Below are 21,372 nucleotides of genomic sequence, written 5' to 3' on the forward strand. Positions count from 1 at the left end.
GAGGAGACGGGACATGTATGCTCAGATGGTTAAATCCGAAGCATCAAACGAAGATCCGGAGAAACTGGCAGAGTTCCAGGCGCGGATTGATGCCGATATCAAGATCGAACCAAAAGATTGGATGCCTCAGGCTTATCGCAAGACCCTGATCCGTCAGATCGGTCAGCACGCGCATTCTGAAATCGTAGGTCAACTGCCCGAAGGCAACTGGATCACCCGCGCACCGACGTTGGAGCGCAAGGCGATCCTGCTGGCCAAGGTGCAGGATGAAGCCGGGCATGGACTTTACCTCTACTGTGCAGCTGAGACGCTGGGTGTCAGCCGGGACGAGATCACCGAGATGCTGCTTGATGGGCGTATGAAATACTCGTCGATCTTCAACTATCCGACGTTGAACTGGGCCGATATTGGTGCTGTTGGATGGCTGGTGGATGGGGCGGCTATCATGAACCAAGTTCCGCTGCAGCGGACATCTTTCGGACCATACTCGCGCGCCATGATCCGTATCTGCAAGGAAGAGAGCTTCCATCAGCGGCAAGGTTACGACGCGATCCGCAAAATGGCCGAAGGTACGCCCGAGCAGCGCAAGATGGCTCAGGATGCGATGAACCGCTTCTGGTATCCGTCCCTGATGATGTTCGGCCCGTCCGACAAGGACTCGGTTCATTCTGCCCAGTCGATGGCGTGGAAAATCAAGATCAATACAAATGATGAGCTGCGTCAAAAGTTTGTCGACCAGACCGTGCCGCAGGCCGAGTATCTGGGCCTGACCATTCCCGACTCAGACCTGAAATGGAACGAAGAACGCGGGCACTACGATTTCTCAGAACCTGACTGGTCGGAATTCTTCGACGTGATCAAAGGCAACGGGCCGTGCAACGTGGATCGTCTGGCAGCCCGCAACAAGGCCTGGGATGACGGGAAATGGGTGCGTGACGGTCTTTTGGCGCACGCCCGCAAGAAGCAATCCGGCAATCTGGCAGCAGAGTAAACCCAAGGAGGAAACCCGATGAACAACGAATGGCCCCTGTGGGAAATCTTTATCCGCGGCCAACACGGTATGAGCCACCGACATGTTGGATCGCTGCACGCCCCGGACGCCGAAATGGCAATCAAGAACGCGCGCGATGTTTACACACGCCGCAACGAAGGTGTTTCGATTTGGGTTGTCGAGGCAAACAACATCTCGGCCTCATCGCCCAGTGATAAAGGCCCGCTGTACGAACCCAGCGAAAGCAAAGTGTACCGCCATCCAACTTTCTTCGATATCCCCGAAGAAGTGGGGGCGATGTAATGAGTGTTTCTGTTTCCAACGACGCTTTGCATCAATTCCTGCTGCGGATGGGGGACAATACGCTGATCCTTGGCCACCGGGTCAGCGAGTGGTGCGGGCACGCGCCGGTTCTGGAGGAAGACATCGCGCTGGCCAACACTGCGTTGGATCTGATCGGACAGACCCAGATGTGGCTTGGTCTTGCGGGCGAGATTGATGGTGGCAAAAGCGCTGACGATCTGGCCTTTCTGCGCGACGCTTGGGATTTCCGCAATGTACTGCTTGTCGAGGTTCCCAACGGCGATTTCGGTCGTACACTGATGCGTCAGTTTCTGTTCGACGCATGGCATTCGATTATGCTGGGGCGCTTGATGACATCCGCGGATGATCGTGTCGCTGCCATTGCCGCCAAAGCCAGCAAAGAGGTTGCCTATCACCTCGAACGCTCGGGCGACACCGTAGTGGGGCTGGGCGACGGGACAGAGGAAAGCCATGCCCGTATGCAGGAAGCTCTCGATTATCTGTGGCCCTATGTCGGTGAGATGTTCGCAAGCGATGAAGTCGACGCCCAGATGGTCGCCGCAGGTATCGCACCCAATCCGACTGACTTGCGAGAAGAATATGACGCTTTGGTCGGAAGGATACTGACCCAGGCAACACTGAGCATTCCAGAAAGCCAGTTTGCCCATAAGGGCGGGCGTGACGGGCGCATGCATACCGAGCATCTGGGTCATCTGCTGACGCAGATGCAATGGCTGCAACGCGCCTATCCCGGAGCCAAGTGGTGAGAGCGGATGCAATCCTCGACTGATCAGATCTGGAGTTGGTTGGATGCTGTTCCCGATCCCGAGATACCGGTGATCTCGGTCGTGGATCTGGGAATCGTTCGCGGTGTGCGTTGGGACGCCGGAACGTTGGTTGTGACCGTCACACCAACGTACTCAGGCTGTCCGGCGACTTCCGTCATCAGCATGGATATCGAAACCGCGCTGCGAGACCATGGGATCAGCGAAGTGAGGATCGAAACCAGCATTTCGCCCGCCTGGACCACCGATTGGCTAAGTGAAAAAGGCCGCGCCAAGCTGGAAGACTATGGCATTGCGCCACCGCAACCGGCGGGCGGGCCAGAACGGTGTCCGCATTGCGGCAGCAAGGCTGTTGAAAAAGTCAGCCAGTTCGGCTCGACCCCATGCAAGGCTCACTGGCGCTGCACTGACTGCCTGGAACCTTTTGACTATTTCAAGTGCATCTGAGGAGGAGCACCGGATGGCACGTTTTCATGACCTGAAAGTCACCGACATCCACAAAACCATCCGCGATGCGGTTGTTGTGACGCTTGAGCCTGTGAATGGCGCAGCGGAACAGTTCGATTTCACCGCGGGTCAATACCTGACCTTCCGGCGTGATTTTGACGGCGAAGAACTGCGCCGCTCGTATTCGATCTGCGCGGGAAAGGATGACGGCGTTCTTCAAGTTGGCATTAAACGCGTCGAAGGTGGTGCTTTCTCAAGCTGGGCCAACGCAGAGTTGAGCGTTGGTGACGTTGTTCAAGCGATGCCGCCTATGGGCAGCTTTCACGTGCCAATCGAAGCGGGCGCGGAAAAACAATACCTCGGCTTTGCAGGTGGATCGGGGATTACACCCGTCCTTTCGATCCTGAAAACAACGCTGGCGCGCGAACCCAAGTCCCGCTTCACGCTGATCTACGCCAACAAGGGCATCAACTCGATCATGTTCCGAGAGGAGCTGGAGGACCTGAAAAACCTCTATATGGGTCGCCTGAACGTGATCCATATTCTTGAGACCGACGCGCAGGAGATCGACTTGTTCACGGGGCTTGTGACGCAGGAAAAATGCGGCGAACTGTTTAAGCACTGGATCGACATCAAGAACGTGGATACGGCTTTTATCTGTGGACCAGAGCCGATGATGCTGGGGATAGCCGCCGCGCTGCGCGAGCATGGGATTGAGGACAGCCAGATCAAGTTCGAGCTTTTTGCCAGCGCCCAACCTGGCCGGGCAAAGCGCACGGCAAACATGGCAGAGACGGGCACGCAGGCGAACCAGACCAGCGCTTCGATCACGCTTGACGGCTCTACCCAAACCGTGACCCTGCCCAAGGATCAATCCATTTTGGACGCAGCCTTGGAAAACGCCATGGACGCGCCATACGCGTGTAAGGCCGGGGTTTGTTCTACCTGCCGTTGCCGCGTGATCGAGGGGGAGGTCGAGATGCTCGCCAATCATGCGCTCGAAGACTACGAGGTCGAAAAGGGCTATGTGCTGAGCTGTCAGGCTTATCCGGTGACCGACCGTGTGGCCGTGGACTACGACCAGTAAAGGGAGAGGATCAATGACCGAAGCCATGACACTCGACAGCTACCTGGCCGCAGGCGGGGTACTAACCAACCCGACCAATGTGCCGCCACGCTACCGCGCCGAACTGATGAAGCTGATGGCTACCTTTGTGGACAGCGAATTGGCAGGCGCCGCGGGTTTTGCGGATATCATCAATCATGGGCCGGGCATCAAGGAACGGATCGCGGCAGCAAAAATAGTGCTTGAGAAAACCGATCATGCAGATCGCGTTCTTAAAATAATGGGCGAGTTTGGCGCAGATACCGAACGATACGCCACGCACCATCCATGGACCGCGCGACTGGATCGCGATGACGATATCGGCGCAACGCGCAGCGCGCATGACATGCGGCTTGCTGTGTTCAACTATCCGATCTCGGGTTGGACCGACGCTGTGATCATGAACCTTTTGATGAGCCGCGCTGTGGCCGAGCAGCTGGACGAATTTTCGACTGTTTCTTATCAGCCTCTCGCAGAAGTCTTTCGTCAAATCGCCCCTGTCGAAGCGCATCACGGCACCCTGGCGCTAGAAGGTGCCATGAAGCTGGCAGAAGGCGGAGAGGCCAGGCAGATGCAAAGCGCTGTGGATTATTGGTGGCCGCGTGTTGCACTGTCTTTCGGTGGCGATGATCCGAAACGGTTCGCGTTTCTGACATCGATCGGTTTGCGCCACACCCAAAACAGTGCCCTACGCGAGCGCTGGATCAAATCCGCAAGCGCGGTCGTTGAACAACTGGGTCTGTCCACCCCAGCGTAAGACTTGACGAACCTGAATTCGGCCCCTGTTTCAAACGGGGGCTTTTTTTCTTGATATTCATAGCTTTTTTATTTTTTTTTCGAAGTTTCTCAACGGTTTTTGTAACCTTAGGCCGGGCATTTTTCGCATAAACCTTTGGCCTAAGCCGGTTGAATTCTGCCAAAAGTCCAATTTTGTTGTTCCTGCAAGCCTCACAGATCAGGGCAACCGCAGTCTCGCGGTGGCTGATATCCATGAAAGGAATGCAAATGAATAAATTTGGTAAACTGGCAGTGTTGGCGGCTTGTGTAACTCCTGGCTTGGCGATGGCGCAGATCAATATAGGCCATGTGCTTGGGTCCTCAGAAGCTGACATTCGTTCGGCGTTGGAGGCCCAAGGATATACCATTTCCGAGGTGGAAACCGAACAGGACGAGATCGAGATCTATGCCTTCCTTAACGGCAAGAAATACGAGATCGAAGTTTCTCCCGAAACCGGTGCGGTTATTGAAATCGAACTAGCCGACGACGAAGACGACAGCTGACATGAACGGGCGTGTCCGGCTTTGGACGCGCCCCGCATAATCCGAAAGCCAAACTATGACACGTGCCACACTCTTATGGTCCTTATTCGCGGTGCAAGCTCTTTGCAGCGTTTATTTTCTTTTGGATATCGTGTTGGATTTCTGGCCCAATTCCTCGTTCTTTCTGGCGGAAAGTGATCTTGTTGAACTTTTGGTCACGGTTGCACTGATTGGTGGTTTGGCCTTCACTACTATCGAGCTGCGCAGCATGCTGAACCGTCAGTCCAAGCTCGAGGATCAAATGAAAGTCGCCTCGGGCGCGTTCGGTGAGGTGCTTGAGGCGCGGTTTCAGTCATGGTCATTGACGCAGGCAGAGCGGGATGTCGCTATTCTGGCAATCAAGGGATTTGCGATTGCGGAAATCGCCGAAATCCGGGACACGAAACAAGGTACGATCAAGGCACAATGTGCATCAATTTATCGAAAGGCCGGAGTATCAGGCCGCCTTCAACTTTTGAGCCTTTTTGTTGATGACTTGCTTGCCGACAACCTGGTTGCGACTCCAACTCACCAAGCGCGCGAGATGGATGTAAGCTGACGCCTTTGGCTCAAAATCGTTTGTGTCGCTGGCGGTCGCGCATGTCGCAAACTTGCTAGCATGTTCCTCGATGATGCGAGAAAAAACACTATGACTCGGTTTTGTATTCCTAATCGACTGGATCGCCGTGCGACCGGGTGTGATCTGGTAACGCCGCGCCAGTAATCGCCCTGTGGGGCGTACTGACGGCATGATTTCAGACGACAACGGAATACTAAATGACAACCGCGTTACGCCTGGCCATCGATATTGGTGGCACTTTTACTGACACAGTTCTGGTCTCTGGGGATGAGACGGTACTTGCGTCAACGAAAACCCTGACCACGCATCAAAATCCCGCCGAAGGTGCCATGGAAGGCGCTGAACGCGTCATGGCGCAGGCGGGTCGGTCACTGATGGAGGTCACCGGGTTTATCCACGGAACCACACTTGCGACCAACGCGCTGATTGAACGGCGTGGGGCGGTTGTGGCCACGATTTGCACCGAAGGGTTCCGAGATATCCTCGATATCGGGTACGAGCGACGCTATTCCCAGTACGACATCAATTTGGAGAAACCTGATCTTCTGGTCCCGCGGGAACGGTCTTTTGTAATCCGCGAACGTATGTCGGCTGAAGGAGAGGTCCTGGTCGCTTTGGATGAGACACAAGTAAAACGCTTGCTGGCTGAACTTGACGCCAGCGGGGCAGAGGCGGTGGCGATCTGCCTTATACACTCTTACGCCAACCCCACGCATGAACAACGCTTGCGCGATATTCTGGCCGAGCATCGTCCTGATCTTACAATCTCGATTTCGTCCGACGTCAGCCCCGAAGCGCGAGAATTCGACAGGCTCTGCACCACAGTCGCGAACGCGTATATTCAGCCGCTGATGGAGTCATACCTGAGCCGGTTTATTAAGCAGTTTGCAGCTCAGGGTGTGAATTGCCCGATCCTGATGATGACTGCGGGCGGAGGGATGTGCACAGTGGAAACTGCGGCACGCTTCCCCATCCGGCTGGTTGAATCCGGGCCGGCGGGTGGAGCCATTCTGGCTGCTAGGATTGCGGCGCGCTCCGGGCTGGACCAGGTGTTGTCGTTTGACGTAGGCGGTACCACAGCCAAGCTTTGTCTGATCGACAAGGCGCGCCCTCAGACCTCCAGATCCTTTGAAATCGCGCGCGCCGCGCGGTTCATCAAAGGTTCGGGTATGCCTGTGCGTATTCCGGTGATCGAGATGATTGAAATCGGTGCGGGCGGCGGTTCGATTGCAGGCGTCGATCGGCTGGGGCGCCTGACCGTTGGCCCGAAGTCGGCCGGATCGGAACCCGGGCCGGTTGCCTTCATGCGCGGTGGCACAGAACCGACAGTCACCGACAGCGACATCACACTCGGCTACATTGTCCCGGACACATTTGCCGAGGGACATATCAAGCTCGACCCCAAGGGCTCAAAGGCGGCTCTGAAAAGCGTGATTGGTGAGAGGTTGAACCTGGATGCGATTGGGTCCGCAGATGGGGTCAGTCGGATCGTGGATGAGAGCATGGCCAGCGCGGGGCGAATGCATGCCGTAGAAAGTGGCAAAGATCTGGGTCCGCGCACGATGATTGCCTTTGGTGGCAATGGGCCGCTGCACGCCAGCCGGGTTGCGCGATCTGCCGGTGTGTCGCGTATCGTGATCCCACCCAATCCGGGGGTCGGATCCGCAGTTGGTTTCCTGTTTGCGTCTGTGTCGTTTGAGATCGTCCGCTCTCGCTATTCTTTGCTGGACAGCTTGGATATGGACGATGTGAATGCTCTGTTCGACACAATGATTGCCGAGGCAAAAGAGGTTGTCGCCCAAGGCGCAGGTGATGCGCCGACCGAAGTCCTACGCACTGCCTTTATGCGTTACAACGGACAAGGGCACGAGATCGAAATCTCATTACCGGATCGCGCGCTGTCGCCCGAGGATATCGCGCCTTTGACCGCCGCGTTTGAGGAAGAATACCGCAAGCAATTCTCGCGCCCCGTCCCGGGTATGCAGATCGAGATTCTCAATTGGGCTGTTCGTGTCGCCACCCCGGAACGTTCCGTTCCACCAGTTCCGGAAACGCCTGAACCTTCTGTGTTTAAAGTCTCTGAAACGCGACCCGTCACGTGCGACGTAGATGGAACTGCGAAGGACGCAGCTTTTGTCGCCCGCGCTGATTTGAAACCCGGTGACCGCGTTCGGGGACCAGCGCTGATTCATGAACCGCAAACGACGACGCTGGTCTCTGCCGATTTCTCGGCCCATTTGGACGCCATTGGTAATCTTGTCTTGATTCAGGATCAGAAAGGAGGCGCAAAATGAGCGCTGAGCTTTCCCCAAAACTCTCTCCTGCCCGCTTGCAAGTGATGTGGAACCGCCTGCTTGCGGTGGTCGAGGAACAGGGTCAGACTCTGATCCGTGCCGCCTTCTCGCCCATTGTACGCGAATGTGGCGACATTTCCGCCGGTATCTTTGACGTCAATGGCCGTATGCTGGCGCAGGCCGTGACCGGTACGCCTGGCCATATCAACACTATGGCCGAAGCCGTTCTTCACCTGCGCGAGCGATTTGCGGTGCAGGACATGAAACCCGGCGACATCTATATGACCAATGACCCCTGGCTGGCTTCGGGGCACCTGAACGACTTCCTGCTGATGATGCCAGCGTTCAAGGATGGCAAGGTTGTTGGTTTTACCTCCTGCACCTCGCATCTGGTGGATCTGGGCGGTTTGGGTATGGGCCCCGAGGGGTCGGACATCTATGACGAGGGCCTGTTGATCCCGCCCTGCAAACTGGTTGAAGAAGGCACGCCCAACGCGCTGTTGATGGACATCATCCGTGCCAACTCGCGCGAACCCATTGCCAACGAGGGCGACATTTATGCCCTGATCGCTTGTTGTGAGGCCGGGGTGAACCGGTTGGTTGCAATGATGGACGAGTTCGTGATCGACGATCTGGACACTTTGGGCTGCTATATCATCGACACTTCGCGTAAAGGCGCGCTGGAGGCCATCGCCGAGGTGCCCGAAGGCGTCTATAAGAACGTTCTGCGGATGGATGGCTACGAGAATGAGTTGGAGTTGCACGCCACGCTGACCGTTACCAAGGACGGGATGCACGTGGATTTCACCGGCACATCGGGCTGTTCGAAAAAAGGTATCAACGTTCCTTTGAACTATGCAACGGCTTACACGGTGTTTGCCTTGCGCTGCATCGTTGGCCCGGACACTCCGAACAATGCTGGCTCGCTGGAGCCCTTCACAGTCGATGGACCAAAGGGCTGCATCCTGAATGCGCAACGCCCGGTGCCGGTTGCGATGCGCCATACGCTGGGACAGGTGACACCGGATTTGGTCCTGGGGTGCTTGCATCAAGCCTTGCCGGATCAGGTCCCGGCTGAAGGTGCTTCTTGTATGTTCGACCTGCCGATGCGCCACGCGCCCGAAGTGGCGGCCAATGGAGGGCGGGAATTTGCGATCGAACCAGTCCACAATGGTGGTACCGGCGCGCGACCCCACGCTGACGGGCTTTCGGCGACGGCCTACCCTTCAGGGGTGTTCGGCTCGCAAGTCGAGATCACCGAAAGCGTTGCGCCGGTGGTGATGTGGCGGCGCGAGCTTCTGCCGGATTCAGGCGGAGCGGGCAAGTATCGCGGCGGACTTGGACAGAGGATCGAGATGACTTCGTCCAACAGCGCGCCGTTCATCGTGTTCTTGTCGGTCGAGCGTTTGAAATTCCCGGCATTGGGCCGAATGGGCGGACAGCCTGGTGCTCCGGGGCGCATCCGATTCCGAGATGGGAAAAGCGATATACCGGGCAAGGGGGAACTGCGGGTTGAAGGCCATGATTATCTGATATTTGACACACCGGGTGGCGGGGGTTTCGGCGACCCGACCGAACGCGACCCGGATGCCTTGGCATTGGATGTCAAACGCGGTTTGGTTACAGAACAAGGCGCAAAGGCCTATGGGGGCGCATCATGATCCGTGCTGTTGACCATGTTCATCAGATGGAGGCCTACACCCTTGCTGATCTGGGCGGTCCCGAGACGGTATCGCTAGCTCAGAATGAAAGCGCCTTTCCGGCGAGTCCTGCGGCAATCGCAGCGGGGCAAGCGGCTCTGGAGCAGATGCCACTTTACCCCGACCCAGACTGGCCCGAGCTGCGCAGTGCAATTTCTGAAACCCATGGTGTTGAGGCCGGGAACATCCTGTGCGGCGCGGGATCGATGGAGTTGATCGGATGCCTGATCCGGGCATTCGCCGGGCCGGGCGATCGGGTGCTGGGCACGGATTATGGCTATGCTTACGTTGCTTCTGCAACGGCGCAAGTGCAGGCCGATTACGTGAAAGCGCGCGAGGTGGATTTGACCGTTTCGGTTGATGACATATGGGCCGCTGTCACGCCTCAAACGCGGATTGCTTTTGTCTGTAACCCGGGCAACCCCACCGGGACTCTGATCCCGAATGCCGAAATTCTGCGCCTGCGCAACGCGTTACCGGCGGACGTGTTGTTGGTGGTCGACCAGGCCTATGCCGAGTTCGCCGATCAGGATCAAAACCCGGACGAAGTCTTGGCGCTAGTAGATCGCGGCGACACAGTGGTCATGCGAACCTTTTCCAAGGCCTACGGATTGGCGGGCGCGCGCGTGGGTTGGGGCCTGTTCCCCGGCGCTATTGCCGGTGAGGTGCGGAAGCTGTTGAACCCGAACAATGTCTCGATCCCTTCGCAGGCTATGGCGACCGCAGCGATGCGGGATCAGGCGTATATGCTGAATACGGTTTCCAAAACCGCTGCCATTCGGGATCAGTTTGCCAATGGGTGTCGCGCTCTGGGGCTGGCGGTTGCGCCGAGCCATACGAATTTCGTACTGATCCGTTTTGGGGACGTGAAGATGGCGCAAAAGGCAGATGCTGCACTGCGTGCCCAAGGGTTACTGATGCGTGGGATGGGGGGCTATGGTTTGGGCGATTGTCTGCGCGCCACCATCTGTGAAGAACCAGTAATGGATCGGTGCCTGACCGTTTTGAAAGAGGTGACGTCATGATCCATGAGACCCGAACACGGGCCAAGATCGGTGTACTGGTGCCGTTCACCAACACCAATCTTGAGGCAGACATGATGCTGATGCGCTGCCCGGATACGACCGTGCATTTTCAGCGCATGGGCGGATATGATGTGGATGAGATCCCAGGTTCGGATCAGATGGCGGGTCTTGGAGCCTCGGACATCAGCCATGATCTGAAGATGATAGCAGGTGTGCGACCCGATGTGGTGCTCTATGGCTGCACGTCTGCCACTCTGACACACGGCCCGTCATTTGATGAGCAATTGGCACAGGACATTAAGGCAGGGTCCGGCGCACTGTCTTTTACCGCTGCCGGATCATTGATCCATGCAATCAAGGCTTTGGGCGTAACCAAAGTGGGGTTCTCGTCACCCTATCTGGGCGAGATTAACTCGCAGGCAGTTGATTTTCTGGCGCAAAACCAGATTACAACAGTCAAATACGCAGATATTGGTCGTGAACTTGGGAATTACGGGCAGGGTGAACTAACCCCGGATGAAGTGTTCGATCTGGCCTGTCAGGCCGATCATCCAGAAGCCGAAGCCATCGTGCTCAGCTGTACCGACATGCGCGCGGTCGAGGCCGTTGACCGGATCGAAGCCACGCTGGGCAAACCTGTGGTGACGTCCAATCAGGCCATGATGTTTGCGCTAATGCGGGCTTTGTGCTTGCCCCGACAAGGCAGTGTGCCGGGACGCTTGTTCGATCTGTTGTAAACAAAGGTCGGGCTGATAACCCCGCCTTTTCTTTAAGGCTCGTCGGAACCGATTTCTTCTTTGCGCTTGGCAATATAAGCGTCCAACTCCTCGCGGATCGCCGGGTCCATTACCGGTTCTTCGTATTCGCGCAAAGCCTGCTGCCAGATTTCGGTCGCCCGGGTCAGCGCGGTCTTGGACCCCGCTGCTTCCCACGCGCCATGATTTTGCCAGTCTGACAGCATGGGGGAATAAAACGCTGTTTCATAGCGTTCCATCGTGTGCTCAGTGCCAAAGAAATGGCCACCAGTGGGCACATCTTTGATCGCGTCCAGCGCGAGTTCGCCTTCGTCAAATTTCAGAGGCTTCAGATACTCCATCATGTTTTGCAGGATTTCCACATCCATGACGAGCTTCTCATAAGATGCCGTCAGCCCACCTTCGAGCCAACCGGCTGCGTGATAGACCAGATTGGCCCCACCTAACACCGCGCCCCAGGTGGCCATCATCGTCTCATAGACCGCCTGCAAATCGACCACGTTCGAGGCGTTGGCGTTCGAAGTTCGATAGGGAATGCCATAACGGCGGGTCAGCTGACCGCTGATCATATTGGCCTTGGTGTTTTCTGGTGTTCCAAAGGCAGGCGCACCCGAGCGCATGTCGACGTTCGACGTGAACGCACCATACATCACCGGGGTTCCCGGATTGACCAGTTGGGTTAGCGTCACCCCGAACAGGGCCTCGGCATTCTGCTGGGCCAAAGCGGCGGGAAGGGTGACGGGGGTCATCGCGCCCATCAAAGTGAAGGGTGTGATCGTCACCGGCTGGCCGTGCTCGGCCATTGCGATCAGGCCGTCGCCCATCGCGTCGTCAAACAGGCGGGGCGAGTTCACGGAAATGATGGTGATCAGTCCCGGGTCGGCGCGCATCTGATCCAAAGAGATACCCCGAGCGATGGCCATCATGTTGATGCCATCTATCGCCCGCCCTCGGCCAATCGCTGTGGCGTGAAAACTGAGGTCGCAATAGCTGAGGTTTGCGTTGTAGGTGTCCAGATGTCGATTATTGGCCGGCATTTCCTGCGGAGCCGTAACTTGATTGCCGATCAGGTGTATTGCGTTGAAGTGATGGGCCAACTTGATGAAGTTGCAATAGTCTTCATAGTTGCCCGGACGTCGCCCGTTGATGCAATCGTGTACGTTCGGCGGACCGGCGACGAGGCCAAAATTGACGTTGTTCCCACCCAAAGTGATCCGCTTGTCCGGGTTGCGTCCGGTTAGGGTAAAAGTCTTCGGGACGGTTTTCAGCGCCTCGTTAACGATGCTTTCGTCAATCCGAATGGTTTTGGTGTCTCGGTCTACCAACGCTCCGGCCTGTTCAAAAAGGGCCAAGACGTTTTCACCCATGACACGAATGCCTGCTTCAGAGAGGATACGCATCGAAGTGGCGTGCAGCTGATCCAGTTGATCTTCGCTCAGCAATTCCATCTTGGGCGAGGTGTTGACTACAGCCTGCCAGGGCAGCTGCTGAATTGCCGCGCTGCTGCGATCACTTTTGCCGCGTCGACCGCCTCCCCGCGCGCTGCGTCTTTCTCGTGCCATGTCAGGATCCTCGTTCGGGGTGACGGGCAGCCAGCAGGGCCTTCGAAGCAACGGGATTGTCGGCATGCAAAACGGAAATGGGAGATTTCACAGTGCAGTCTCTTTCTTCAATTCCTAGACCACTTGACGGGCTTTCGGTTCGGCGATGCTAAATCTCGAAACCGCAAAGGCGAAGTTCAACAAATCAACATCCAAACGTCGTGCGCATTCCACCATCAACAGCATACAAAAGCCTCGACTATGTTTTCGGTGCATCATAGAGCAGCTCGGCAAGGTGCGAGAACTTGGACCCCGGCTGGCACAGCCCCCACACGGCATCGCGGATGGTCGATGCGCGGGCGCTGCCCAGCGAGGGGGCAGCAAAGTCCATGAACTTTTCGTCCACTTCAGCATCCTCCATGGGCGACTCAGGCCCCCCTCGGGCGTGAACATCGCCCGATTCAAGAATCCGCCCGTCTTTTAGTGTGATGGATACATCTGCCATTCGGTTTTTCGGGAAACGGTTGGAGTGTCGTTCGGTTTCACAAACGGAAACACGATCCACAATCGACGCGACGAGAGGGTCCGACAACCCGGCCCCGGTGATGTGTTCGACGCCTATCCGCCCATAGGCGGCAATGGTGGCGACGGCAAAAGGCAGAGAATACTGCGCTTTTGATGTGTCGTCTGGCATCCCCTGAAACAAGCAGGCGCTTTCATGGAAGGTATTGACCCGGATCGACGCAATATCATTGTGCGACAGACTATGATCCCGCATCAAGGCGCGGGTGGCGTCGATGGGGGCGTGCGCCCATCGGCAGATCGGATAGGGCTTCACATATTGATGCTCCATCTGCCAGAACTGGCCCAGATCCGTCCAATATGGCTCGACATCGTCCGCTTCGATGGTGATGGCGGGTGCGCCGGTAAAGCCTTTTTCGGCTAATACCGCCGAAGAGATCCCGACCAATGCCCCCCAGCCAGAACCGTCATGCAACATAGTAGGATTGGCGATTTCGCGCATCATCTGGCTGCGGGGGCCGTGATATTCTGCGATCCCCATGGCTTGCCGCATCTGGTCCTCACTCAGCCCACGCAAACGTGCAGCGACGGCCACAACGCCCAAGGCGTTCCACGCGCCCGAGGTATGGTAGTCGCTGACGGTGTTGTGCAGCGAAACCCCGGCCCGTCCGGCGATCTCATAGCCGACGGTAATAGCTGCCAGCGCCTCGGGTCCCGTAAAATCTCCTATCGTTTCCGCCACTGCGGCCAGTGCGGGAATGACCACGACACCAATATGGCCCTTTGTTGGGTTGTACCCGTCATGGCCGTCCAAATTGTCTGTCTGAGTTGCAGCGGCATAAGCCGCACCTGCAGCGCTGACCCGACGACCATCAAACATCATGCGCGCGCTGTACGCCGTGTCACCCGCATCGTACAATGCCATCGCAGTTTCGCGCGCAATTACTCCGGCTGACATGGGCCCGGAACCGATTGTGATACCCAATGTGTCCAGCGTCATCCGGGCCGCGGCCCTTAGTGTGCTATCCGGTATATCCTCGGCGCGTGTTTCAAGGGTAAAGTGAGCAATTTTCTGAAATCGGTCCGCCACGGTTCGCCTGCTTGCAATTGAAGTCTGTTACCGGTCTTAGTGGGAATGGTAGGCGCAATTCACTTGTGCGGCACGAAAACAATCTTTGGGCAATGGTACAGGAATTTTTGTGGGTCCAAAGTCAAACATGTCGCTTACGTAACAGTCTTTGTGTCGCAAAAGAACAAGAGGCCGGGTCAGTTACGCCATACTCGACAGGTGGATCGCCCGGGACATTTGCATATGATGAATCTACCGCACCTGTCGTTTCTGCGTTCTTTCGAGGCCGCTGCCCGCCATCTTAGTTTTACAAGTGCTGCGGAAGAGTTGAACTGCACGCAATCAGCCGTCAGCAATCATGTCCGGTCGCTTGAAGAATTTCTGAAGCGCCCGCTCTTTGTGCGCCACCCCCGGTCTCTGTCCCTTACGGATGTTGGCAAAGCGTACTTGCCCTCAGTGCGCCACGCGTTGCAGGAAATTGACGTTGCCACCCAGTCGCTTGTGCTGCGGCCCCATACCAAAACCGTGGTCGTCTCGTGCCCTGTTAGCCTGGCGGGAAATTGGCTGCCCAACGTCATTCAGGGATTTTCAGAAAGCCATCCGGATATTTCCGTGACTGTACACGGTACCATCTGGACGGATGTGGACCCAAATGTTTCGGATATCTCGATTACGATCAATCACATAGATGACGCGTCTGAAGGTCTGGAACGATTATGGGTGGAAAAGCTGACGGTGGTCTGCTCTCCGGGCTATACCGTGGGCAATCAACCATTGAACGATCCCCAACAATTACACGATGCGCAACTGATCCACATTCTGGGTCGCTCGGCATATTGGGACAAGGTGGCCGCTGAGTTCGGGCTTGAAAATCTTGGCCAGAATGAAGGTCCAAGAACCAACGTCTCGAACCTAGCGCTTGAGCTTGCATCAAAATCCTTGGGGTGTGTAGCGATCCCGAAGTCGTTGGCGCAACCTTATGTAGAGCGGGGGCTTCTGATTGAGCCCTTTGATCTGAATCTGGAAAGCCCTTGGGCTTATTATGTCAATCTCCGAGAGGTCAATGCCACGCCTGCGGTTCGACTGTTCCAGAACTGGTTATTGAAAGTGGCAACCGAAACAGAGAGCCCGATGGATTGATTGGCTCACTCTTGGGCCTGTGTTGTCTTTGCCGCCTGCACGTTTCCATGCCAGCCGGGGCTTATGGTTGGCGCAGAAAATTCGACCACAATGGGCCCGTTTTTTTTGCATGTCTTGAGGGGACAACCGTCTTAGGGTCTGTGCGATACCCTGCGCAGTCAACACAAAGCACCATCTGTCATGAGCCAGATATCCGAAGACCGGCCAGATCAAATCCGCATCCGTTTGCGCAGGAAAGATCATTTTTCAGGAAATATTCTTACTCCGTCGGGCTACGTCTCCTGCGTGCGGGTTTCGATGTGCCGACACAACTCAACAGTCGAGGTTGCCAAATTCCTGGCCGCCAGGAAAGAATTCGCCGCCTGAGCCGCGCCGCATCCAGGGAAACCCTTTCATGAAAACCCACGCACAAGCTGTAATCATTGGTGGTGGTCTTGCCGGCACCTCGATTCTGTACCACCTCGCCAAGCTTGGTTGGACCGATGTCATCCTGCTGGAACGGGACGAATTGACCAGTGGTTCAACCTGGCATGCGGCGGCCAACATTCACGGTCTGCACGACAACAACAACATCACCCGTATCCAGCATTACACGATGAACCTGTACAAAGAGCTGGAAAAGGAAACCGGTCAAAGTTGCGGTGTGTTCCAGCCCGGGTCACTATATCTGGCCCAAACTGAAGAACGCGAGCAGCAGTTGCGCCTTCAAGAGGCGAAAGCGCGGTTTTACGGTTTGAACTTCCACGAAGTCAGCCGTGAAAAAGCAAAAGAGCTGCATCCGCTGGCGCAGTTCGATGACATCCGCTGCATCATGTATGAACCCGATGGCGGCAACGTGGATCCTTCTGGTGTACCCCATGCCTATGCCGCCGGAGCGCGTGCCATGGGGGCTACCATTGAACGGTTTTGCCCTGTGACGGGGACCGAACAACAAGCGGACGGCAGCTGGATCGTGCACACGCCCAAAGGCGACATTCACACGCAATGGGTGGTCAACGCGGCGGGCCTTTGGGGTCGTGAAGTGGCAGCACTGGCGGGGTTAACCCTGCCGCTACAACCCACCGAGCACCAGTATTTCGTGACCGAAGCCATTGATGAGGTTGCCAATCTGGGCCGCCGTTTGCCTTCGATCGCGGACCGGGATGGCGAATATTACTTCCGACAGGAGGGCAACGGGCTGCTGATTGGTGCTTATGAAAGAGACATGAAGTTCTGGGCCGAAGACGGCACGCCTCTGGACTTTGCGCATGACCTGTTTCCCGACGATCTGGACCGGATCATGGAAAACGTCATCCGCGCGACAGAGCGTGTGCCGGTCGCAGCAACCGCCGGTGTAAAACGAGTCATCAACGGGCCGATGATCTGGTCGCCTGACTCGAACATGTTGTGGGGGCCGGTGCCCGAGCTGAAGAACTATTTCCTGATTGGCGGTCTGATCCCCGGTTTTTCGCAGTCCGGCGGTTTGGGCCTTTTGGCGGCGCAATGGATGATCGAGGGCGAGCCGCAATATGACATGTTTGCTTGGGATTTAGCCCGTTTTGGCGACTGGGCCGATAAGAAGTTCACCAAAGCGCGCGTGCAGGATTCCTACATCCATCGCTTCAAGATTCACTTTCCCAACGAAGAGCGCAGCGCCGGCCGTCCGGCCCGCGTGCGCCCCGCATACGAGATGCAGAAGCAGATGGGTTGCGTCTTTGGTCTGAACTGCGGCTGGGAACACCCGCTATGGTTTGCCGACGAACCCGACACTGAAGAGACTATCGGCTTTACCCGCCAAAACTGGTTCGATCCGGTTGGGCGCGAGGTAAAGATGCTGCGCAACAGCGTGGGTATCATCGATATCTCGAACTTTGCAAATTACGTGATCAAGGGGCCAGGTGCTTATGACTGGCTGGACCGTCTGGTGGCCAACCGTGTGCCAACCGAAGTTGGGCGCAGTTGCCTGACGCCTCTGATCTCGGTTCGCGGTGGCGTGGCAGGTGATTTTACCATCACCAAGCTAGCTGAAGACGAATACATGATGATCGGGTCAGGAATGGCCGAACGTTACCATCAACGCTTCTTTCAAATGGTCGAAATGCCCGAGGGAACTACACTGGAGGTCGCGACTGATCGTATCGCCGGGTTCAACATAGCAGGCCCGAAATCACGCGAGACACTGGCGCGTCTGACCAATGCGGACTTGTCCAATGAAGCATTCCGTTTCATGCGATCCCAGAAAATCACGGTTGCAGGAATAGATTGCCTGGCCATCCGTGTTAGTTTTACCGGCGATCTGGGCTGGGAACTGCACTGCGCCGAGGCTGATCAGGTCGCACTTTACACCGCGTTGCTGGAAGCTGCCAATGACTGCGGTGGTGGCCCGGTCGGTGGGCGTGCTCTGGGATCATTGCGTATCGAAAAGGGCTATGGGTCCTGGGGGCGGGAGTATTCTCAGGAATATTGGCCGCAAGAAGTTGGATTGGCGGGGTTGATCAAACTGGACAAGGACTTCCTGCACAAGGATGCCTATTTGGCGATCAAGGACAATGCCCCGCGCGAGGTTTTGTCCGTCTTCGAACTGGACGTGGCCGAGGACGCGGACGCGACCGGTAGTGAGCCGATCTTTACACCTGACGGTAGGCCAGTGGGCCGGGTCACGTCTGGGGCGTTTGGCTATTCAGTCGGGAAATCATTGGCTATTGGGTTCCGCAACCCCGAGGTGACGAAACCCGGGGATGAGGTGATCATTCAGGTCATTGGTAAACCGCATACCGGGCGGGTACTGGCCGAAGCCCCGTTCGATCCCAATGGTGGCAGGCTTCGCAACTAGTCCTGAAGCACGCGCAGTGCTAGGGTCAGGATGCATTGATTTTCGCAGCGCGGCGTTATTCACGGCTCGCAAAACGGAGCGTGACATGAGCGACCTTTTTAGCTGACTAACGAGCAGATGGCCTAGCACTTCCGTTTTTTCCTGAAGACGCACCGCAAGTCTCGGGTTGATGACTTGCGGGTGTTAGATGGGACTATCTTACTCAATCACAATGGGTTGCGCCGGCGAGATGCGCCCAAGGAATACGCACCACACAGTTGAAGGGGACTGTGGCCCTAGTAGGGTCGCGAAAGCCCCGGAAAAGCTGTGCAGCCGGTTTAAGCGTTGAAGAGAGAAAGGTATCTTCGCGCGGATTTTGGCAGGCTTGGCAGCTGAGTACTGCGAAAAGAAGACAGTCATGATCGAAGCCAGTATCTAAAGGCGCATCGCACGGCGTCCAGTGTGGACGTAAAAAAGGGGGTGGACACCTAATCGGAAGAGCGAAGAGCAGCAATTTCCATGCTATTTGCGGCGGCAATGGACGACCTTTGAACCTCTTTGTCACCACTGGACAGGTAAGCGATTATCTCGGCGTACGTGCGTTGCTCTGCAGCTTTCAAAAAGTTGACTGTCTGCTCGCGGATTGCGGCTATGACGCCGACTAGTTCCGAGACGCCTAGAAAGACTAAGGGATACGCGCGTGTATCACCGGGCAAAAACAGCGCGTGACACCGGTTAATTACGACAAGCCTAGATACAGGCGGCGAAGCTGCATCGAGATCACCTTCGGTGGGCTCAAAGATTGGAGGCTCGCGGCGACAAGCCATGACCGTCGCCCAAGGATCTCCCTCTCAGCAATCGCTCTCGCAGCAACCGTCATCTACTGGTTATGAATCCTGAGCCCAGTAAGTGACCGTCTCCATCAAAGCGGGCACTGATTGCGGCAAAGTACTTTGCAAAAGGCATTCTATCTAATTCTTCGAATCGGCCGGTCTTAGCTCGAACCGGTTATTCGTCGCGAAGATCGGGAATGAGTGCTCTTGGCTGTATCCCAATCTGAGCAAAAAGTTATTAATAGCAACCCATCAGAATTATGTGCCTGCCGGCGACGCACTCTGAATTTGGGTTGCACTTGCCAACACAGAGTATGTGCCGATACGGGGATCAAGACTTATGGTTTGAAGCATCCAAGGGTGGACAAAACAAGGCTTAGACCACCAAACCCAGCCACCTCCGACGTCAGGGACAAAACCGAGTCGTCTTCGATAGCGCGTCTTGAAAGACAACTCTCATAATATCTTTGACGTAGAGCTCGTCAAACTCGTCATGGCTAAGCTCCCCCTCAGCCATCTGCTCCAGACAATAGGTCCACCAGGCATATTCGGTTATGTCACTACACGGCTTAAGAAGCTAAATGGCCAAAGAAATGCTCCGAGGCCTATCCGGTGAAAAATACTTCGGGACTGATGGATCAGCATTTCTAAATCTCGACTTGAACTCACAAAACGTCGGAAACGTCACGCTCTCGGAAATGTCGATTCTGATGGCCGCCGGGTGCGAAAAAACGTTTATGAACTCGTCATAGGCCATATCTTTGTTTGACCTTTCGTGGCTCACAGTTGATGGGTCTTCTGTATCTACTTCGGACCAAACGGTTCGCAGCAAGATCGTCTGGTCACTTTCCTTTTCGGCCAATACACCGACGCGGGATGGCTCGGACCCATAGCAATTCGGCAGCAGGCCAAATTGCTTATTCACTCTGCTAAGAACCGCAAACTTTAGTAAGATTTCAGATTCAATCCAGAGACTTTGAGCTTTTCCCTTAAATGCTGACGCAATGGCGCGCCGCAATTCTACAGGGTTTGGAATCTTCGAGCGATCTGCCGGTTTTATTGCGTCATGCCCCAATACTATATGCCAGTCTGCCGACAACACCCTGTCAGCGAGGTTCATTTGAAAGTCGAAAAAATCCAATCTCGGCCAGGTTTTTCGGACAAGTTGGGTCGGTCCGATTTCAGAACTTCGCTATAAAAGCTCAGCTTGTCCTTGATTAGATGGTTGGTTCCATAACCGGATGACCTGAGGCCGTCCTTGTCATTGCCAATATTGGCTTTCTCGTTTGCTTTGAGGCCTGCATTTTCGGCGTTCCGGTCAATAAAAATGTCTTGCATGAGATATGTTCCTAAAATCACATGTGTAGGTTGGACTACTCTGATTAAAAGAACGTGTTGCAGGTATGATGTTCGCCATTGATCTTCACGAAAACTTCGTCGACGTGCCACCAACATTGCCGCCCGCATCGCAGCCTTACGGCTAAGGGATGCCGTATTCCGGAGACAAACATCGGGCCAATCTATTCCACCAGAACCGGATCGTTTCGTGGCTTACATCGATTCTGCGCTTCCGCAGCAGGTCCTAGACGTTTCGCAAAGAAAGCGGGAAACGAACGCATATCATTACCGAAAGACGGATGACTTCCTGCTGCTATTAAAGTACTTGAATAGATCGCGTTTTGGCATGGCGGGTGGTTATGAAATCGCCCTACCGGCCTCAAACAGAATGCCTCTGACATCGCCGCTCGAACTTTACGACGCCATGTATAAGGATGGTGAAATCGCCTATGTCGGAGCGCGCGACGAACGGGCTGCGGGGCATATGGCCGATGCCTGGGCGCGGATGACGGGTAAACCCGGTGTGGTTCTTGGGGAGTAAGCCGGGCACGGCGTGATCAACATCGTGACTGCGGTGGCTGGGGCGCATTTGGCCGATTCACCGATTGTTGTGATTGCCGGTGCGATTAACCCGCGAGGCGGATGTTATGGTGGTGTTGGGTGCCGGGCTCGGATTCAACTCAACCTTTCATTTCAATGAGTATGTGGGTGCTGATACCCGTATCGCCCATGTGGACCTCGAAAGCGCGGTGGTTGGGCGGTACTTCCCAGCCAAGATCGCAGCGTAAGGGGATGCCTGCCTGACCTCCGAAGACCTGATCGAAGCCACAACGCGGCCCGATTGCGATCCGTGG

At 55.9% G+C, this 21,372-nt stretch carries 21 protein-coding genes and 2 pseudogenes; 18 read left to right on the forward strand and 5 right to left on the reverse strand.

Annotated features, from left to right (window positions below; translation table 11 throughout):
- Positions 1–13: 13 nt before the first annotated feature.
- The 12 genes from paaA to GOV85_RS07705 all read left to right on the forward strand — a co-directional run bounded on the left by paaA (position 14) and on the right by GOV85_RS07705 (position 11,266).
- Positions 14–991 (forward strand): 1,2-phenylacetyl-CoA epoxidase subunit PaaA, encoded by a 978-nt coding sequence (paaA, locus tag GOV85_RS07650; protein ID WP_171176652.1) that lies wholly within the window; start codon positions 14–16, stop codon positions 989–991.
- A gap of 18 nt (positions 992–1,009) precedes the next feature.
- Positions 1,010–1,294 carry a 1,2-phenylacetyl-CoA epoxidase subunit PaaB gene (gene paaB / locus GOV85_RS07655; RefSeq protein WP_170404692.1) on the forward strand — a complete coding sequence of 95 codons (285 nt, stop codon included), beginning with the start codon at positions 1,010–1,012 and terminating at the stop codon, positions 1,292–1,294.
- Complete coding sequence (gene paaC, locus GOV85_RS07660) at positions 1,294–2,061, forward strand: 1,2-phenylacetyl-CoA epoxidase subunit PaaC (protein ID WP_171176654.1); 768 nt, start codon at positions 1,294–1,296, stop codon at positions 2,059–2,061. Before paaB ends, paaC begins: the two co-directional genes overlap by 1 nt.
- Positions 2,062–2,067: 6 nt before the next feature.
- Positions 2,068–2,526 (forward strand): 1,2-phenylacetyl-CoA epoxidase subunit PaaD, encoded by a 459-nt coding sequence (gene paaD / locus GOV85_RS07665; RefSeq protein ID WP_171176656.1) that lies wholly within the window; start codon positions 2,068–2,070, stop codon positions 2,524–2,526.
- A 13-nt stretch (positions 2,527–2,539) separates the two neighbouring features.
- The gene (locus GOV85_RS07670) at positions 2,540–3,613 is read left to right on the forward strand and encodes a 2Fe-2S iron-sulfur cluster-binding protein (protein WP_171176658.1); all 1,074 of its coding nucleotides are present in this window, start codon (positions 2,540–2,542) and stop codon (positions 3,611–3,613) included.
- 13 nt (positions 3,614–3,626) lie between these two features.
- Positions 3,627–4,388, forward strand: a complete 762-nt coding sequence (locus tag GOV85_RS07675; RefSeq protein WP_171176660.1) for a Phenylacetic acid catabolic protein — start codon at positions 3,627–3,629, stop codon at positions 4,386–4,388.
- A gap of 248 nt (positions 4,389–4,636) precedes the next feature.
- Positions 4,637–4,912, forward strand: a complete 276-nt coding sequence (locus GOV85_RS07680; protein ID WP_171176662.1) for a PepSY domain-containing protein — start codon at positions 4,637–4,639, stop codon at positions 4,910–4,912.
- A gap of 55 nt (positions 4,913–4,967) precedes the next feature.
- Complete coding sequence (locus GOV85_RS07685; protein ID WP_171176664.1) at positions 4,968–5,489, forward strand: LuxR C-terminal-related transcriptional regulator; 522 nt, start codon at positions 4,968–4,970, stop codon at positions 5,487–5,489.
- A gap of 218 nt (positions 5,490–5,707) precedes the next feature.
- The gene (locus GOV85_RS07690) at positions 5,708–7,804 is read left to right on the forward strand and encodes a hydantoinase/oxoprolinase family protein (protein ID WP_171176666.1); all 2,097 of its coding nucleotides are present in this window, start codon (positions 5,708–5,710) and stop codon (positions 7,802–7,804) included.
- Positions 7,801–9,465 carry a hydantoinase B/oxoprolinase family protein gene (locus tag GOV85_RS07695; RefSeq protein WP_171176668.1) on the forward strand — a complete coding sequence of 555 codons (1,665 nt, stop codon included), beginning with the start codon at positions 7,801–7,803 and terminating at the stop codon, positions 9,463–9,465. The genes GOV85_RS07690 and GOV85_RS07695 overlap by 4 nt, the downstream gene beginning before the upstream one ends.
- The gene (locus GOV85_RS07700) at positions 9,462–10,529 is read left to right on the forward strand and encodes a histidinol-phosphate transaminase (protein ID WP_171176671.1); all 1,068 of its coding nucleotides are present in this window, start codon (positions 9,462–9,464) and stop codon (positions 10,527–10,529) included. Before GOV85_RS07695 ends, GOV85_RS07700 begins: the two co-directional genes overlap by 4 nt.
- On the forward strand, positions 10,526–11,266 hold the full coding sequence (locus GOV85_RS07705; RefSeq protein ID WP_254442965.1) for an Asp/Glu racemase: 741 nt from the start codon (positions 10,526–10,528) through the stop codon (positions 11,264–11,266). Before GOV85_RS07700 ends, GOV85_RS07705 begins: the two co-directional genes overlap by 4 nt.
- Before the next feature lie 32 nt (positions 11,267–11,298).
- Here the strand turns inward: GOV85_RS07705 and GOV85_RS07710 are convergent, their stop codons facing one another.
- Both GOV85_RS07710 and GOV85_RS07715 read right to left on the reverse strand, forming a co-directional pair.
- Positions 11,299–12,846: a trimethylamine methyltransferase family protein gene (locus tag GOV85_RS07710; RefSeq protein ID WP_171176673.1), complete on the reverse strand. Its 1,548-nt coding sequence runs from the start codon at positions 12,844–12,846 to the stop codon at positions 11,299–11,301.
- A 238-nt stretch (positions 12,847–13,084) separates the two neighbouring features.
- Positions 13,085–14,437: an MmgE/PrpD family protein gene (locus GOV85_RS07715; protein ID WP_171176675.1), complete on the reverse strand. Its 1,353-nt coding sequence runs from the start codon at positions 14,435–14,437 to the stop codon at positions 13,085–13,087.
- A 222-nt stretch (positions 14,438–14,659) separates the two neighbouring features.
- Between GOV85_RS07715 and GOV85_RS07720 the strand changes: the two genes are divergently transcribed.
- The 4 genes and pseudogenes from GOV85_RS07720 (at position 14,660) to GOV85_RS07735 (ending at position 19,240) form a co-directional block, all read left to right on the forward strand.
- Positions 14,660–15,556, forward strand: a complete 897-nt coding sequence (locus GOV85_RS07720) for a LysR substrate-binding domain-containing protein (RefSeq protein WP_171176678.1) — start codon at positions 14,660–14,662, stop codon at positions 15,554–15,556.
- A 180-nt stretch (positions 15,557–15,736) separates the two neighbouring features.
- Positions 15,737–15,922: a hypothetical protein gene (locus GOV85_RS07725; RefSeq protein ID WP_174835214.1), complete on the forward strand. Its 186-nt coding sequence runs from the start codon at positions 15,737–15,739 to the stop codon at positions 15,920–15,922.
- 28 nt (positions 15,923–15,950) lie between these two features.
- Complete coding sequence (locus tag GOV85_RS07730) at positions 15,951–18,368, forward strand: FAD-dependent oxidoreductase (RefSeq protein ID WP_171176680.1); 2,418 nt, start codon at positions 15,951–15,953, stop codon at positions 18,366–18,368.
- Between the two features lie 85 nt (positions 18,369–18,453).
- Positions 18,454–19,240, forward strand: a pseudogene (locus tag GOV85_RS07735) (IS5 family transposase).
- A gap of 517 nt (positions 19,241–19,757) precedes the next feature.
- Here the strand turns inward: GOV85_RS07735 and GOV85_RS07740 are convergent.
- The 3 genes and pseudogenes from GOV85_RS07740 to GOV85_RS21550 form a co-directional block, all read right to left on the reverse strand.
- Positions 19,758–20,321: a hypothetical protein gene (locus GOV85_RS07740; RefSeq protein ID WP_171176682.1), complete on the reverse strand. Its 564-nt coding sequence runs from the start codon at positions 20,319–20,321 to the stop codon at positions 19,758–19,760.
- Complete coding sequence (locus GOV85_RS07745; protein WP_171176684.1) at positions 20,297–20,518, reverse strand: hypothetical protein; 222 nt, start codon at positions 20,516–20,518, stop codon at positions 20,297–20,299. Before GOV85_RS07745 ends, GOV85_RS07740 begins: the two co-directional genes overlap by 25 nt.
- Positions 20,519–20,583: 65 nt before the next feature.
- Positions 20,584–20,866: pseudogene (locus GOV85_RS21550) on the reverse strand (IS6 family transposase); the annotation flags it as partial.
- A 40-nt stretch (positions 20,867–20,906) separates the two neighbouring features.
- Here GOV85_RS21550 and GOV85_RS21555 point away from each other — a divergent pair.
- On the forward strand, positions 20,907–21,059 hold the full coding sequence (locus GOV85_RS21555; protein WP_254442966.1) for a thiamine pyrophosphate-binding protein: 153 nt from the start codon (positions 20,907–20,909) through the stop codon (positions 21,057–21,059).
- Between the two features lie 73 nt (positions 21,060–21,132).
- Positions 21,133–21,306 (forward strand): hypothetical protein, encoded by a 174-nt coding sequence (locus tag GOV85_RS21560; RefSeq protein ID WP_254442967.1) that lies wholly within the window; start codon positions 21,133–21,135, stop codon positions 21,304–21,306.
- Positions 21,307–21,372: the final 66 nt, after the last annotated feature.

The organism is Ruegeria sp. HKCCA4633 (assembly GCF_013034605.1).
GTDB lineage: Bacteria > Pseudomonadota > Alphaproteobacteria > Rhodobacterales > Rhodobacteraceae > Ruegeria.

Coding starts and splice junctions, on each gene's coding strand:
- paaA (WP_171176652.1), top strand. CDS start 14: ATGTATGCTCAGATGGTTAAATCCGAAGCATCAAACGAAGATCCGGAG.
- paaB (WP_170404692.1), top strand. CDS start 1,010: ATGAACAACGAATGGCCCCTGTGGGAAATCTTTATCCGCGGCCAACAC.
- paaC (WP_171176654.1), top strand. CDS start 1,294: ATGAGTGTTTCTGTTTCCAACGACGCTTTGCATCAATTCCTGCTGCGG.
- paaD (WP_171176656.1), top strand. CDS start 2,068: ATGCAATCCTCGACTGATCAGATCTGGAGTTGGTTGGATGCTGTTCCC.
- GOV85_RS07670 (WP_171176658.1), top strand. CDS start 2,540: ATGGCACGTTTTCATGACCTGAAAGTCACCGACATCCACAAAACCATC.
- GOV85_RS07675 (WP_171176660.1), top strand. CDS start 3,627: ATGACCGAAGCCATGACACTCGACAGCTACCTGGCCGCAGGCGGGGTA.
- GOV85_RS07680 (WP_171176662.1), top strand. CDS start 4,637: ATGAATAAATTTGGTAAACTGGCAGTGTTGGCGGCTTGTGTAACTCCT.
- GOV85_RS07685 (WP_171176664.1), top strand. CDS start 4,968: ATGACACGTGCCACACTCTTATGGTCCTTATTCGCGGTGCAAGCTCTT.
- GOV85_RS07690 (WP_171176666.1), top strand. CDS start 5,708: ATGACAACCGCGTTACGCCTGGCCATCGATATTGGTGGCACTTTTACT.
- GOV85_RS07695 (WP_171176668.1), top strand. CDS start 7,801: ATGAGCGCTGAGCTTTCCCCAAAACTCTCTCCTGCCCGCTTGCAAGTG.
- GOV85_RS07700 (WP_171176671.1), top strand. CDS start 9,462: ATGATCCGTGCTGTTGACCATGTTCATCAGATGGAGGCCTACACCCTT.
- GOV85_RS07705 (WP_254442965.1), top strand. CDS start 10,526: ATGATCCATGAGACCCGAACACGGGCCAAGATCGGTGTACTGGTGCCG.
- GOV85_RS07710 (WP_171176673.1), bottom strand. CDS start 12,846: ATGGCACGAGAAAGACGCAGCGCGCGGGGAGGCGGTCGACGCGGCAAA.
- GOV85_RS07720 (WP_171176678.1), top strand. CDS start 14,660: ATGATGAATCTACCGCACCTGTCGTTTCTGCGTTCTTTCGAGGCCGCT.
- GOV85_RS07725 (WP_174835214.1), top strand. CDS start 15,737: ATGAGCCAGATATCCGAAGACCGGCCAGATCAAATCCGCATCCGTTTG.
- GOV85_RS07730 (WP_171176680.1), top strand. CDS start 15,951: ATGAAAACCCACGCACAAGCTGTAATCATTGGTGGTGGTCTTGCCGGC.
- GOV85_RS07745 (WP_171176684.1), bottom strand. CDS start 20,518: ATGCAAGACATTTTTATTGACCGGAACGCCGAAAATGCAGGCCTCAAA.
- GOV85_RS21555 (WP_254442966.1), top strand. CDS start 20,907: ATGCCTCTGACATCGCCGCTCGAACTTTACGACGCCATGTATAAGGAT.